We start from the raw sequence: 14339 nt of genomic DNA, 5'->3' as shown, positions 1-14339 counted from the left end.
CATGCGCTACGCGTCCATCACCGAACGTCTTGCCGATCTTGGTTCGGGCAAATGGTCGCTGCATATCCGTGCCCGCCAGTTGAAGGCTGCCGGTGCCGACATCATCGAGTTGACGATCGGCGAACCGGATCTTCCACCGGATCGTGCGCTGCTCGACGAATGCCAGCGCGCGATGAATGCCGGGCGCTATCGCTATTCCAACGGCCGCGGGGAGCCGACGGTCGTGGCGGCCGTTGCGGAGAAATACCGTCGCCGCCGTGCTGATGTGACGAACGAGAACGTGCTCTGCTTTCCCGGCACGCAGACGGCGCTTTTCGCCGTGATCCTGGGATTGGCGGAGGCCGGCGATGCCGTGCTCGTCGGCGATCCGCTCTATGCGACCTATGAAGGCGTCATCCGCTCGACCGGTGCCCATCCGGTGCTGGTGCCACTGAAGCCCGAATTCGGCTTCCACATGCAGGCCGAGGATCTCGAAAAGGCGATCACTCCGGAGAGCCGGGTGCTGCTGTTGAATACGCCGCACAATCCGACCGGCGCCGTGCTGACGGCGGAAGAAATTGCTGCGATCGGCGAGGTCGCACGCCGTCACGATCTCTGGATCGTCTGCGACGAGGTCTATGAGGAGCTGGTGTTCGACGCCGTCTTTGCCTCGCCCTTCGACAATCCGGATCTCGCCGAACGCACGATCGTCGTCTCCTCGATCTCGAAGTCGCACGCCGCCCCCGGCTTTCGCAGCGGCTGGGCGGTCGGCCCGGTCGAGTTCACCGAGCGGCTGCTGCCGGTCTCCGAAACCATGCTTTTCGGCACGCAGCCCTTCATCGCCGACATGACGGCCTATGCCCTGACCCATGACATCGACACCGCACGGCAGATGCGCCTGTCCTACAAGTCGCGGGCAGCGCAGATCGTCGCCGGCCTTGCCAAGGCACCCGGCATCGAGGTGTTCGCGCCGGAGGCCGGCATGTTCATCCTGATCGATGTTTCGGGAACCGGTCTCGACGGCGATGCGTTTGCCTGGGCGCTGCTTGAAGAAGAGGGGGTTGCCGTCATGCCCGGATCGTCCTTTGGCGACGAAGCACAGAACTATCTGCGCGTCAGCCTGACCGTGCCCGATGCCGCCATCGACGAGGCCTGCCGCCGCATCACCGCTCTTGCCGAGCGAGCCAGCCAGCGCAAGGAGCGCCGCGCATGACCACGGAAAAAACGGTTGGAGAAGTCCTGGTCGACCTGCTCGAGGCCAATGGTGTCGAGGTGGTGTTCGGCATTCCTGGCGTGCACACGGTCGAGCTCTATCGGGGCCTTGCGGCATCGAAGATCCGCCACGTGACGCCACGGCATGAACAGGGCGCCGGCTTCATGGCCGACGGCTATGCCCGCGTCAGCGGCAAGCCGGGCGTCGCCCTCGTCATCACCGGGCCGGGGCTGACGAACACCATCACGGCGATGGCGCAGGCGCGGCAGGATTCGATCCCGATGCTGGTGATCTCGGGCGTCAATCGCCGCGATTCACTCGGCCATGGCCGCGGCTTGCTGCACGAGCTTCCCGACCAGCACGGCATGATGAAGACGCTAGCGCTCTATTCGCACACGCTCCTCAATCCGGAAGACCTGCCTTTCGTCGTCGATCGCGCCTTCTCGGTGCTCGTCTCCGGCCGGCCGGGACCGGTGCATATCGAGATCCCGACCGACGTGATGTCGGCGAAGATCACGCCGCAGGCGGTGCGCCCCGCAACGGCCACTCGGCCGCGCTCCGACAGCGAGACGCTGCAGCGTGCGGCGATCCTTTGCGCCGACGCCTCGCGCCCGGTCATCATCTGCGGCGGCGGCGCGCTGACGGCGGAGGCGGAAGTGGCGGAGCTTGCCGAAAAGATCGGCGCGCCCGTCGTCACCACCGTCAACGCCCGCGGCATGTTCTCAGGCAGTCCCTTGAGGGTGCCCGCCAGCCCGAGCCTGAAGGCGGTGCGGTCGCTGCTGAAGGAGGCCGACCTGGTGCTGGCGCTCGGCACCGAAATGGGCCAGACCGACTACGACATGTATGCCGATGGCGGCTTTCCGGCCCTGCGCAACCTGATCCGCACCGACATCGATGCGGCGCAGCTTGCACGCGGGCCGCATGCAGCACTCTCCATTCTCTCCGGCGCCAAGGCGGCGACGGCGGGCATTCTCGCCTTCCTGCCGGGCCATGCCGCCAAGGATGGCGCGGGACGGGCCGAGACCGCGCGACGCGCGGCGCTGAAGGAACTGACGCCGAAGATGCGGGCCGAGATCGGCATCATCGACACCATCTACAAGGTCCTGCCGGATTGCACCGTCGTCGGCGACTCGACCCAGGCCGTCTATGCCGGCAACCTCTATTGCGATGCACCGCGGCAGCGCAGCTGGTTCAATTCGGCGACCGGCTACGGTTCCCTGGGCTACGCGCCGCCGGCAGCCGTCGGTGCGGCCGTTGCCGATCCGTCGCGGCCGGTCGTCTGCCTCGTCGGCGACGGCGGCTTCCAGTTCTCGCTGGCCGAAATCGGCTCGGCCGTCGATGCGCAAGCGCAGGTCGTCTTCCTCGTCTGGAACAATGACGGTTACCAGGAAATCGAAAGCTACATGGTCGATGCCGGCGTCACGCCGGAGGGCGTCAAGCCTTCGGCGCCGGACTTCCTGATGGCGGCCAAGGCCTATGGCGTTGAGGGGCAGCGGCTTGCTTCCGTCGCCGATCTCTCACAGGCGCTCGCCGAGGCGGGCAGGCGCAAGGGACCGTCGCTCATCGAGATCCACGAGCGGCGAACGAGCGGCCTTACGGCCTGAACAACGACAACGACGAAGCGGGCCGGATTTGACTTTTCCGGCCCGGAATGGTGTTAAAGGCGCCCATGCTCGATTCCGGCCATGTTCTCTAGGTAAGGTCGGTCATTCGGGCTCAATTTTCGTCTCGCTGGCGTTCGACCGCCAGGGAAAGGGACCGCGTCCTCGATGGACCGCATGGGTGGTGGCAGCAAGAACATGCAGGCCGGCCGGCTTCTCGCCGTGCTGTGGCTGTTCTGCGCCTCCTTCGCAATGCAGGTTATCTCGGTCGGACAGAGCATCCCGTCCCGTTCGGCATCCGGCGCCCAGGCCGGCAACGTCACAGACACCGGTTCGACCGACCGTCCCGCCGCCCGGCAGCTCTCGCGGGCGACACCGCTTTCTGACCTTCGATTTACGGCCGAGCGCAAGGACGCCAAGTCCGCAGCCGATGACGGCTTGCCGGCGCTCCTGCCGGCATCGCTCCAATTTGAATTTCCCCGCTCGTCGGACGGGCGGGTATTCCGAGAGACCGCCGCGTATCTCGGCGGGGCCGCGAACCATGGCCCCCACATTCGCGCACCTCCGCGCGTCTGATCCATCACACGGATTTTGGCAGGCTGGCAGCTTCGGCTGCAGCTGCCTTTTATGAAACAAGCCCTGACGACGCGCCCCGTGCCCGCGCAGGCTCTTCTGGAACCACAACATGCGTACATCGAAATGGGCGATTCTCGTCTATGTCGTCGTGATCATCTTCGGATGTATCGCGGCGCTTCCGAACGTGCTGACGCCGGCACAACGTGAACAATTTGCAGGCTGGCTGCCGGTCAAGCCGGTGACCCTCGGCCTCGACCTCAAGGGCGGCTCGCACCTTGTTCTCGAAGTCGATGCTGCCGGCCTGCGCAAGGCTCGCCTCGAAACCCTGCTTGACGATACGCGCCGGGCGCTGCGCACCGAGCGCATTTCGGCCTCTTCGGCCCGCATTGCCGGCGACACCGTCACCGTGAAGATCGAAGACCCGGCTGACCGGGAAAAGGTCCTACCGAAGCTGAAGGAACTCGCTGCCCCCGTCGGCACGCTCGGTTTCGGTGGCTCGGCCTCCGATATCGAGGTGACCGAGAGCGGCGACAGCATCAACATCGCCATGACCGAGGCCGGCCTTGCCGACCGCACCACCAAGGCGGTCGAGCAGAGCCTCGAAATCATCCGCCAGCGCGTCGACACCGTCGGTGTCGCAGAACCGCTGATCCAGCGCGTCGGTTCCGACCGTATCCTCGTCCAGCTCCCTGGCCTCGAGGATCCGACGGCCCTGCGCCAGCTCCTCGGCTCGACCGCGCAGATGAGCTTCCACATGGTCGACCAGGCCGTGGATCCCAATCAGCCGCCGCCGCGCGGCGTCGACATCCTGCCTGGTGCGCACGACAACAACAAATACGCCGTCGAAAGCCGTGTGGCGATTTCGGGCGAACGCCTGGCCGACGCCAAGGCTGGCTTCGACCAGCGCACCAACGAGCCGATCGTGTCCTTCACCTTCGATTCGCTCGGCGCCCGCCAGTTTGCTGAAATCACCCAGGCCGCCGTCGGCCGGCCCTTCGCCATTGTTCTTGACGGCAAGGTCCTGACGGCACCGGTCATTCGCGAACCGATCATCGGCGGCAACGGCCAGATCAGCGGCAATTTCACCGCAAAGGAAGCGACCGTTCTCTCCGCGCTGCTGCGCTCCGGCGCCCTGCCGGCACCGCTCACCGTCATCGAAGAACGCTCCGTCGGTCCGAACCTCGGCTCCGATTCCATCCGCATGGGCATCTACACCGGTCTTGCCGGCTTCGCCCTCGTCGTTACCCTGATGGTCGTTCTCTACGGCGCATGGGGTATGATCGCCAATGTCGGCCTGGTGCTGCACACGATCCTGACCGTCGCGCTTCTGGCTATGCTCGGTTCGACGCTGACCTTGCCCGGTATCGCCGGTATCATTCTCGGCATCGGCATGGCCGTGGACGCCAACATCCTGATCAACGCCCGTATCCGCGAAGAGACGGAAGCCGGCGCCGGCGCGATGAAGGCGCTCGATATCGGCTTCAACAAGGCCTATGCGACCATCATCGACAGTAACGTCACGACGCTTTCGGGCACCGTGCTGCTGTTCGCCTTCGGCTCCGGCCCGGTCAAGGGCTTCGCCGTCACCATGATGCTCGGCATCATCATCTCGATGTTCACCTCGATCACCGTCGTTCGCCTGATGATGCGTGAAGTCGTCGTCCGCCGGAAGATGAAGAAGCTCGAGATCCCGTCGCTGTTCGGCAAGGTTCCGAAGCTTCCGTCCTTCTCCTTCATGAAGGGCCGCTTCATTGCCATCGGCATGTCGGCCTTCCTGTCGGTAAGCTCGGTCGTGCTGTTCTTCACGCCAGGCCTCAACTACGGCATCGACTTCGTCGGTGGTATTCAGGTCGAAACCACCTCGAAGAACACGCTCGACCTTCCGACGCTGCGCCACAATCTCGAAGCGCTCAACATCGGCGAGGTGGCACTGCAGGAATTCGGCCAGGACAAGTCGGTCCTGATCCGCGTCCAGCGCCAGCCGGGCGGCGAGCAGGAGCAGACCGCTGCGCTCAACCGCATCAAGGATGCCGTCGTCCAGACGATCCCGGATGCGGCATTCGAGCGTACCGAGGTCGTCGGCCCGACCGTCAGCACCGAGCTTGCCCGTTCGGGCTTCCTCGCTGTCGGTCTCGCGATGGTGGCGATCCTGCTCTACATCTGGTTCCGCTTCGAATGGCACTTCGCCGTCGGTGCGATCGCGGTGCTCTTGCTCGACATCACCAAGACGATCGGTTTCTTCGCGCTCACAGGCATCGACTTCAACCTGACGGCCATCGCCGCGTTGCTGACGATGATAGGCTACTCGGTCAACGACAAGGTCGTGGTCTATGACCGCATGCGCGAGAACCTCAGGAAGTACAAGTCGATGCCGTTCTCGGATCTCATCGACATGAGTATCAACCAGGTGATCGCGCGATGCATCTTCACCTCGATGGCGACGGCCTTCTCGCTGGTGCCGATGGCGATCTGGGGCGGCGATGCCGTCAAGAGCTTCGCCTGGCCGATGATCTTCGGCGTGATCGTGGCAACGACCTCGTCGATCTACATCGGTGGTCCGATCCTGCTTTTCCTCAATCGTTGGTGGAAGGATCGCGAAGCGTCCCGCAGCGGCACGACCACGCCGCAGGCGGGAACGCCGGCGGCCTGAGCGTCGTCTTTCAGGATATAAAACGTGAAGGGGCGGCTGCAACGGCCGCCCCTTTTTTGTCCGAATGTGCTGTCTTTATCCACCCGTGCCTTGCAGACTGATTCTTCGCTTCCTAAATAGCGTGGGTCTCCGGCTCCGGACTGGGTGGATGGATTTTGCGTCCTCTACCCCTAGAATTTCAGGGGTGAAGAATTTTTTTCTTCTTCTTCATCTTTTTAATTGACGGAATTGGTAGATTATTCTAGTTTGCCAATACGTGACGCGGGGAGTCCGCCTCACGGTTGTTCATCGAACGCTCCGGCATTGCTGATGCCGGGCCAGCCAAAGGAGTGTGACATGTCTGAAACCGTCTCGACCGCCGCCTTCTTCGGCACGCGTCTCCTTTGTCGCGCAACAGAGAAAAAATGGCGCATTCGCAATCTCTGCCGAATGTGACCTTCGAACCCCTCGAACTTTATCTTTTGCCGAAATTGAAAGTCTCCGCGCCGCCGGCGTGGAAGGAGCGTTATTTGTATGAGCAAGCAGGTTATCGAATTTGGCGGCGAAGCCGTCGGCGTTGTTGTCCCGGATGAAGATCGCTTCAAGTTCCTGGCGGTGAAGTATCACGTCTGGGATCTGGACGCGAAGCGCTTCGGCTCGGCCGATGAGGCGCGTGCCGCGATCCGTCAGCTGTTGGCCCACCAGGCCGTCCAGGCGAAGCGGCAGAACCACAGCGCCGCTGCCTGAAGCCGCACTTGAAGCGGATGAGAAAAGCCGGTTTCGGCTTTTCTCCCGCCTCCGCCGCGAAGACATCCGCAAATTCTGGCCGCATCGGCGGCACGCGATGCCGGCGACATCGGCCAATTCCCCACTATAATTATATGTTGGCAGTACGTTTCTTGTGCTATGCCAAGATATATTTGCATTTGCGCGGATGATTCCCGTTTCCCGGGGTGCCGCCGCAGGGAAAGCGTGCCGGAATGCTGACGAAGAAGGGAAAGTACGGACTGAAGGCCTTGGTCGATCTTGCACGGCTGGAGCCGGGGGAGACCGCCTTCATTACCGAGATCGCGCAGCGCAACAATATCCCGAAAAAGTTCCTGGATACGATCCTGCTCGAGCTGCGCAACGCCGGCATGCTGCGCTCGAAGAAGGGGCCTGGTGGCGGCTACTCGCTGTCGCGGCCGGCATCCGAAATCCGCATCGGTCACGTCATCCGTACGCTCGATGGGCCGCTTGCGCCGATCCGCTGTGCGAGCCGCACGGCCTACGAGGTGTGCGAAGACTGCAACGATCCCGAGACCTGTCAGGTGCGGGTGTCGATGACGACGGTGCGCGATGCCGTTGCCGCTATCCTCGATTCGATGACGCTCGAAGAATTCGCGGCCGACAAGTCGATGCCGCTCGAAATGGAAGAAAAGCGCGCCGGCTGACGAAAACGCCGCGGATCGCGCCAGTTTTCCCCCGAACTCTGCTTCCAAGACTTGGTTTGCCAAGAAAAAGCGCTTATCTGCCGTCAATGGTCTGGCGGGCAAGTTTATGCCTGTTGCTTAAGTCTTCGCAGAATTGGGGTCATCATGGGTTTGAGACATGCATCGGCGGATGATCGCACCGCAAATGCGGCTTTGGAATCGATCGGCCGGACGCTGACGACCGCGATGGCCGGCATCAAGGCGCTTGCGGATCAATTCGGCGCCGACGAGATCTTTGCCCGCAGTGTCGTCGAAGCCGTCGAACTGATCGGCGAAAGCAAGGGGCGCGTCGTCGTCTCCGGCGTCGGCAAGAGTGGCCATATCGGCCGCAAGATCGCAGCCACCCTGGCATCGACCGGAACATCCGCCTATTTCGTGCACCCGACCGAAGCGAGCCACGGCGACCTCGGCATGGTCACCTCGCAGGACGTACTCATTCTGCTTTCCTGGTCGGGCGAGACCGCCGAGCTTGCCAACATGCTCACCTATGCCAAGCGCTTCAACGTGCCGATCGTCTCGATCTGCGCCAATCGCGACAGCGTGCTTGCCCGCAATTCCGAAGTGCCGATTGTCCTGCCGAAGGTTCAGGAAGCCTGTCCGCACGGCCTCGCGCCGACGACGTCGGCCATGCTGCAGCTTGCCATCGGCGACGCGCTCGCCATCGCGCTCCTGGAGCGGCGCGGCTTTTCGGCCGAGGACTTCAAGACTTTCCATCCGGGCGGCAAGCTCGGTGCGCAGCTGCGGCTGGTGCGCGAACTGGCGCATGAGGGCGCGCAGATGCCGCTTCTCAGCGTCGGCCGCCCGATGAGCGAGGCGCTGATCGAGATGTCGTCGAAGGGCTTCGGTGTCGTCGGCATCGTTGACGGCGGCGGTAAGCTGGCTGGCGTGATCACCGACGGCGACCTGCGCCGTCACATGTCCGGCGACCTGCTACTGCAGCCGGTCGAGGCGGTGATGTCGCGCAATCCGCGCGTGATCCGCGGCGACGTGCTCGCAAGCGGCGCCATGGAATTCATGCAGCAGCACAAGGTGACCGTGCTGTTCGTCGTCGATGATGGCGGGGCGCCGGTCAGCATCCTGCATATCCACGACCTGCTGCGCGCCGGCGTCGTCTGAGGCCGGCAGAGCGGATCTCCGTCTGACGAAAGCAGCCTAACCTTTCACCACGGCGGGCCAATCGCTCGTCGTGCCTGGCTGCACCGGCCGTTCCAGATAGGTCGAAAGCACCACATAGCTGCGCGTCGCCTTGACGCCGGGTGTGTCGTAGAGCCGCGCCAGCAGCCCTTCGAGCGCATGCGTGCTTTCGGTGCGCACCTTGAGCAGCATGCAGGTGTCGCCGGCGACCGAGTGGATCTCCTCCACCTCAGGGCATTCCTCGATCGCCAGCAGTGCCTGCGTCTTGCCCCAGCCGGTCGTATCGACATGGACGAAGGCAAGCAGCGTCTTTCCGACCGCGTCCGGATCGATGAGGGCCGACACGCGGCGGATCGCGCCCGAACGCCGGAGCCGTTTCACCCGTTCATGCGCCGCCGGCGGCGAAAGTCCGACGCGTTCGCCAAGCTCGGCATAGCTCGTGGTCGCGTCCTCGACGAGGACGCCTAATAGCTTTCGGTCCATGGCGTCGAGGTCGCGTTCCGGCGGACGCTTCCGCCGAACGTCATCTGTATTTTGGTCCATACCCGGAATTCCTCTTGTTGCTGAATTTCATTCTGCAAAAATGAAGGAATGACGAACATAGATCAACAAGTTTCGCCAGATCCAATCGACAGGGTCTCGATCGACAGGGCGCGCATCCCGCCCTTCGCCTATGTCCTGACCGTGTGTATCGGCGTCATCGGCTCGAATTCTCTGGCGCTGGGTCCGATCGCGCCGGAGGTGGCGCGGAGCCTCGGCGCCGATGTTCCCTCCGTGATGGTCGCGTCGGCGGCTTTCGGACTGGGCACGGCCGTCAGCGCCATCTTCCTTGGCCGCTTCATCGATCGCTACGGTCCCCATCGCATTCTGGCTGCCGCGCTGTTGCTTCTGGCCGCCGGGCTTGCCGGCAGTGCGCTCGCGCCCATGCTCGCCTTCCTGGTCGCCGCCCAGCTTGTTGTCGGCGTCGCCACCGGCATCGCGCTTCCCTCGATCTATACGCTGGCCTCGGTCATCGCGCCGGCCGGACGGGAGAGCGAGACGATCGGCCTGGTATTGACCGGCTGGACGCTCAGCATGGTGGCCGGTGTGCCGCTATCGGCAGCGATCGCCGACTTCGGGGGATGGCGCGCCGTCTACGTCGTCGTTGCCGCGGCGACGCTGGTTGCCTGCGCTGCCGTCAGGCTCGCGCCGGTACGGGAAGGTCTCGCCGGCAAGACGACGTCGCCGCTTGCTGCGCTTGGCGTGCGTGGCGCCGGGCCGCTGCTGATCGCCTGTGCCGCCTTCATGGCCGCCTTCTACGGCGTCTATGCCTATATCGGCGAACACCTGCACGCGGCGCTCGGATTGCCGCTCAGCGCCAATGGCCTTGTTGCCGTTTCCTACGGCTTCGGCTTCGGTGCGGCAGCACTGCTCGATCGGCTGATCGATCGCTTCGGCGCCGGCCGGTTGCTGCCCCTGATCTTCGTGGTCGTCGCCGGCGTCTATGCGGCGATGGCGGCCGCAAGCGGCTCCTACACGGCCATGCTGGTCGTCGTGTTCTTCTGGGGCCTTGCCAACCATTTCGGTCTCAACGTGCTGATCATGCGGTTGACGGGGCTCGATCCCACAAGGCGGGGCGCGATCATGGGACTGAACAGCGGCGTCACCTATCTGTCGCTCTTTTTGGGAACGCTTGGTTTCGGCGTCGTCTATGGCGAGGCTGGCTTTTCCGCGCTGCCCTTGGCCGCAGCCGGCCTGATGCTGGTCGCAGCAATCGCGGCAGCGCTCGCGCCGCGCTAGGTCCACACGATGTAAAAACGGCTATCCTTGGCGGGAAGCGGAAGGCGCGCGTTTCGCAGGCTTCTGTCTCGGCGCGGGGTCAACAAAGGCCCCAGGCTCGTTGAGGCTGTCTTCGTGCAGCCGCTGGGCAATCGCTTCCGCACCGGCATCGGTTCCGGTGCGGGAATAGAGGTTGCCGCGCACCTGGATCGACGCCGCAAGCAGGCGGAACATGGCAACACTGAGTTCAGGCTCCGGCGCCTGCGGCGCCCGCCAGAAAGCGTCGAGTGGCTGTTGGTCCGTCAGGCCGGCAATATCGAAGACGGCAGTGCCGAGTACCTTAACCGGCCGCCCTTGCTTCAAGGCGTGCAGGCCGGCGGTCGAATTTACCGTGACCATGCCGGCGCTCGCGTCGCCAAGCGTGTCGAGGTTGCCGCCGTCCAGATAGAAGACCCGTCCGCTCAAGCCACGCGTTGCCGCGTGCTGCTCGATGAAGCTGCGCCACGGGATCAGGTCGTTGTCGAGCGGATGCACCTTGAAGACCAGGCGTGCATTCGGCGCGGCAAAGGCGCTGAAGGAGGTCAGGACGTCAGCGATCGCATCCTTCTGGCTGTGAAAGGGCGAATGCGCCCTGAGCTGAAAGTCGGTTTCGAGCTGAAGCGGATAGACGAAGTAGGGGACGTCCTCCGAAAGCAACTTCGCAACGGTCGCCACCGCTTCGGCGTTGCGCCGCTTCTCGGAAAGCAGCCGGCGTATCCAGCCGGCATATTCGGCGAGCGGATGAAAAATCGCGTGACGGCGATAGTGCGGAAACAGGAACCAGAAAAAGACGTTCGGCAGATTGTAGAGCAGATCGTAGCTCGCATCGGCGAGGAACGTCTGGCTGTAGCGCTTGCGCCAGTCTGGCTCGGGCAGGTTTGACGCAGCCGAAAGGATCTGCCCGGCATCGACGGGAAAATGGGAATTCGACGACATGCCATTGCGCTCAAGCGTCAGCCAGTCCGGCCGCAGATAGCCCATCTCGATAATGGCGACATTGACGCCGGTTCTGCGGGCGACGGCGGTCGCTGCCTGGTGATAGGGCCGCTCTTCGCCCAACAGCAGCATGTCGGTGACGCCGTGGGTGGCGATGAACGCCTCGAGATAGCCGGGCCAGGCTGCCGCCGTGCCGCGATAGTTGAAGCCGCCCTTGCGGCGCCAGAAGATCTGGTCGCCGACGTTGAGGTTGATCCGCAGGCAGCGGTGGCCAAGGGCTTCGAGCCGGTCGGCGATCTTGCGGAAGATCGGCGAGGAGGGGCCCTGCAGGAACAGGAAGACCCGCTGCCTTTGCCGGCCGGCCACACCGGCCGATGTCATCGAAGCGTTCTCCATCCGCCGATCGCCGCTAACGCAGCGTATCCTTTCTGAGATTCGCGTGGTTGAGAAGCGCCTCGATCAGGTTCCAGGCCTCGACGCTGCTCGGCTCGGCCGGCTTGTGGGACGACCGCTTCGCCTTGGCGAGCGGCACGATCAGATAGTCCGTGCGCGGATCCGGGAAGGGATCGGCGAAGGATTTGAGCAGCGGCGCATGGTCGCCGTAAAAGACGAGCCAGACCGGGCGGTCGAGCTTGTCGAGGCGCTCGCTCAACGTGTTGAGCGCTGCGTCGGACTGCTCGAGGATGGCCAGATAGATATCGACGGGGTTGGTAAGATCGCCGACGCGGCCCGGCTCCCACGGGCCGTGATTGGCCATGGAGGCGACGAAGATAAAGCCGCTTTCGTCTTCGGGCAGCTTCTCGCTGGCGTCGATCACTTTCGCCGCGAGCTTCTCGTCGGAGACATAGGGCCCGTCGCGCTCGGGGCGATGGTCGAAGCCGTCGAGCATCGTCAGCTTGGAGAAGCCGAGCTGCGGCATCGCCTTGTGCCTGAGGAAGAACGTGCGGTCATAGGGATGGATGAAGTGGGTGTTCCAGCCGGCGCGCTTCATCTTTCCGGGCCAGACGACATCGGCATAGTGCGACGCGCGCAGATAGGGATAGCTGGCGTCGACATGGATGTCGTCGGGCACGAGGCCGCTGATGACGGCGAATTCGGTGCGTAGCGTATACCCACCTTCGAACACGCTGCTGAGCCGGCCCCACTGCACCGCCTCGCGCCGCAGCCGGTCCAGCGTCGGCAGGTTCAGCGTGTCGACGCCGAAGTGCCGCATGTCGATGAAGGATTCCGATTGCCAGACGACGATCAGCGGCGAGCCGTCGTCGCCGATGAGGTCCTGCACGGCGGCCCGCACGATTTCCGAGAGTTCCGCGACGATCTTTTCGCGCCGGACACCAAGCCAGATGATGAAGCGGAAGACGACCGAGCCGAAGGTGCCGAAGCGCACGGTATTCATCTTGACGTCGAGGACCTTGAGCAGCCGCTGCACCAGGGCCGCCGTCGGCCGGTTCACCGGGCCGTAGAAGAGCAGGAGCCAGGGACCATAGGCGACGCCGAGCATCACCAGGATCCAGAAGGCCTTGCCCCGATCCGGCAGAATGGCCGGCTCGAAATACATGTAGAGGCCGGAAACGCCGAAGACGTAGAGGAAGGCGACGGTCCAGAAGACGACGTTCAGCGAGCTCGCGTAGAAGATGGTCTTGTACTTGAACACGTCGACGACGAGCGCGATGTCCGAGAAGATCAGCGGCTCGCGAATGAACTTGAACTTGGCGCGGGAAATGCCGGTGAAGATGATGAAGAAGCTCATCGTGCCGGCCGCCGCATAGAGCGGACGCCAGGATCCCGCAAAGAAGCCGGCAAAGACCAGCGCGATCACCGGCAGGCGGGCAAGCACATCGATCACGTCCTGGGTGCGTCCGAAGGGCGAGGGATTGGCGCGCCGCTCGCGCTTCGGCAAGGCGAAGCGGTCGGTGAAGAAGATCACCGCACAGGACAGCAGATAACAACTAAGCGTCAGTGTTATCGGGTAGTCGTGCAGCTGAAAGGGAAGCAACGCCAAGCGGAAACCTTCATGTCTTCATGCCGGCCGATGCCGCTTTATGCGGCACAGCGTCCGCCCGACACTTAGATCTTATCGATGCTAGGTACAAGCACCGTCAGGTCCGGTGCTCGGACACTCCACGATTATGCGTCGCCGTGTTGCCGCACCGCACAATCGCCCGGTCGAACCACCAGTTGAGCAAGGGACGAACGGCGGGAGCGAAGCGGCCAAGGAGAAACAACGTCGTGCCGAAATAGACTTCGAACCGGCCGCGGTCGGTCCCCTTGGCGATCCGCCTGGCCACCGCTTCAACTGGCCAGGGCCTGACCGTGCCCATGATCGTGGCGGCTTCCGGCGGTCGGGCCGCGAGCTCGCGCTGAAACTGCGGCGTTTCCGTATCCGGCGGAAAGCAGACGGAGACGCTGACGCCGTGCGGACGAGCTTCCGAACGCAGAGCCTGGGCAAAGCCGTGCACGGCGAACTTGGAGGCGCAGTAGGCCGAATAGCCGTAGATGCCGAGCAGCCCCGCGCCGGACGAGATCATCATGATCCGGCCGCGCCGGCGCCGCTTCATGCTGTCGTAGACAGCGCGGACCGCATGCACCGTGCCGGAGAAATTGGTGTCCATCTGCTGCCGGAACGAGGCGCTGTCGAGTTCCTCGAACCGGCCGGGTTCGACGATGCCGGCGGATGCGACCAGGATGTCGCAGGGGCCGAAAGCCTGTTCGCACCGCCGGATCGCCGCTTCGACATCGCTTTCCACCGCGACGTCGGCGGCCTCGATCCGGATACTGTCGGCGTTCGCCCCGCTGGATGCGACAAGTTTCGCTTGGGCGTCTTCCAGGAGGCCACGGGAGCGGGCGATCAACGAGAGGCGCGCCCCGCGCGCCGCGTAGATCGATGCGACCGCAAATCCGATACCGCTCGAGCCACCGGTAATGATCACATGCGTCATGCTGGTATTCCGCTCCAGAGTTCGGAAGAGTGCGAAGCGGCTCTGCTTCGGCAACCACATGAC

General features: G+C 63.8%; 12 protein-coding genes. 8 read left to right on the top strand and 4 right to left on the bottom strand.

The features are described 5' to 3' along the window. The first annotated feature begins 1 nt into the window (after position 1). The 7 genes from OKW20_RS04625 (at position 2) to OKW20_RS04595 (ending at position 8586) form a co-directional block, all read left to right on the top strand. On the top strand, positions 2-1192 hold the full coding sequence (locus OKW20_RS04625) for a pyridoxal phosphate-dependent aminotransferase (RefSeq protein ID WP_205237146.1): 1191 nt from the start codon (positions 2-4) through the stop codon (positions 1190-1192). Continuing rightward, positions 1189-2796, top strand: a complete 1608-nt coding sequence (locus tag OKW20_RS04620; RefSeq protein WP_043613137.1) for a 5-guanidino-2-oxopentanoate decarboxylase — start codon at positions 1189-1191, stop codon at positions 2794-2796. The genes OKW20_RS04625 and OKW20_RS04620 overlap by 4 nt, the downstream gene beginning before the upstream one ends. 165 nt (positions 2797-2961) lie before the next feature. Beyond that, entirely contained in the window at positions 2962-3369 is a 408-nt protein-coding gene (locus tag OKW20_RS04615) for a hypothetical protein (RefSeq protein WP_246764908.1), read from the top strand. 109 nt (positions 3370-3478) lie between these two features. After that, positions 3479-6019: a protein translocase subunit SecD gene (gene secD / locus OKW20_RS04610; RefSeq protein WP_043613134.1), complete on the top strand. Its 2541-nt coding sequence runs from the start codon at positions 3479-3481 to the stop codon at positions 6017-6019. A gap of 513 nt (positions 6020-6532) precedes the next feature. Beyond that, a complete protein-coding gene (locus OKW20_RS04605; protein ID WP_034797039.1) occupies positions 6533-6745 on the top strand; it encodes a hypothetical protein in 213 nt (70 codons plus the stop codon). A gap of 233 nt (positions 6746-6978) precedes the next feature. Continuing rightward, the gene (locus OKW20_RS04600) at positions 6979-7431 is read left to right on the top strand and encodes an RrF2 family transcriptional regulator (RefSeq protein WP_034797035.1); all 453 of its coding nucleotides are present in this window, start codon (positions 6979-6981) and stop codon (positions 7429-7431) included. A gap of 144 nt (positions 7432-7575) precedes the next feature. Further along, the gene (locus OKW20_RS04595) at positions 7576-8586 is read left to right on the top strand and encodes a KpsF/GutQ family sugar-phosphate isomerase (RefSeq protein WP_043613132.1); all 1011 of its coding nucleotides are present in this window, start codon (positions 7576-7578) and stop codon (positions 8584-8586) included. A 36-nt stretch (positions 8587-8622) separates the two neighbouring features. Here the strand turns inward: OKW20_RS04595 and OKW20_RS04590 are convergent, their stop codons facing one another. Continuing rightward, positions 8623-9147 carry an Lrp/AsnC family transcriptional regulator gene (locus OKW20_RS04590; protein WP_034797032.1) on the bottom strand — a complete coding sequence of 175 codons (525 nt, stop codon included), beginning with the start codon at positions 9145-9147 and terminating at the stop codon, positions 8623-8625. Positions 9148-9195: 48 nt separating this feature from the next. On the opposite strand from OKW20_RS04590, the gene OKW20_RS04585 reads away from it, so the two are divergent. Continuing rightward, complete coding sequence (locus OKW20_RS04585; protein WP_429170508.1) at positions 9196-10383, top strand: MFS transporter; 1188 nt, start codon at positions 9196-9198, stop codon at positions 10381-10383. A gap of 21 nt (positions 10384-10404) precedes the next feature. Here the strand turns inward: OKW20_RS04585 and OKW20_RS04580 are convergent, their stop codons facing one another. The 3 genes from OKW20_RS04580 to OKW20_RS04570 all read right to left on the bottom strand — a co-directional run bounded on the left by OKW20_RS04580 (position 10405) and on the right by OKW20_RS04570 (position 14276). Then, entirely contained in the window at positions 10405-11718 is a 1314-nt protein-coding gene (locus OKW20_RS04580; RefSeq protein WP_429170506.1) for a capsule biosynthesis protein, read from the bottom strand. A 28-nt stretch (positions 11719-11746) separates the two neighbouring features. After that, a complete protein-coding gene (locus OKW20_RS04575) occupies positions 11747-13339 on the bottom strand; it encodes an LTA synthase family protein (RefSeq protein WP_429170504.1) in 1593 nt (530 codons plus the stop codon). A 97-nt stretch (positions 13340-13436) separates the two neighbouring features. Next, positions 13437-14276, bottom strand: coding sequence for an SDR family oxidoreductase (locus OKW20_RS04570; protein WP_429112305.1), 840 nt, complete (start codon positions 14274-14276; stop codon positions 13437-13439). Between the last annotated feature and the right edge of the window lie 63 nt (positions 14277-14339).

Origin of the sequence: Ensifer sp. LBL (assembly GCF_050435225.1) — a bacterium.
In the GTDB taxonomy this organism is placed as follows: Bacteria; Pseudomonadota; Alphaproteobacteria; order Rhizobiales; family Rhizobiaceae; genus Ensifer.
This window is presented reverse-complemented; position numbering and strand designations above follow the sequence as displayed.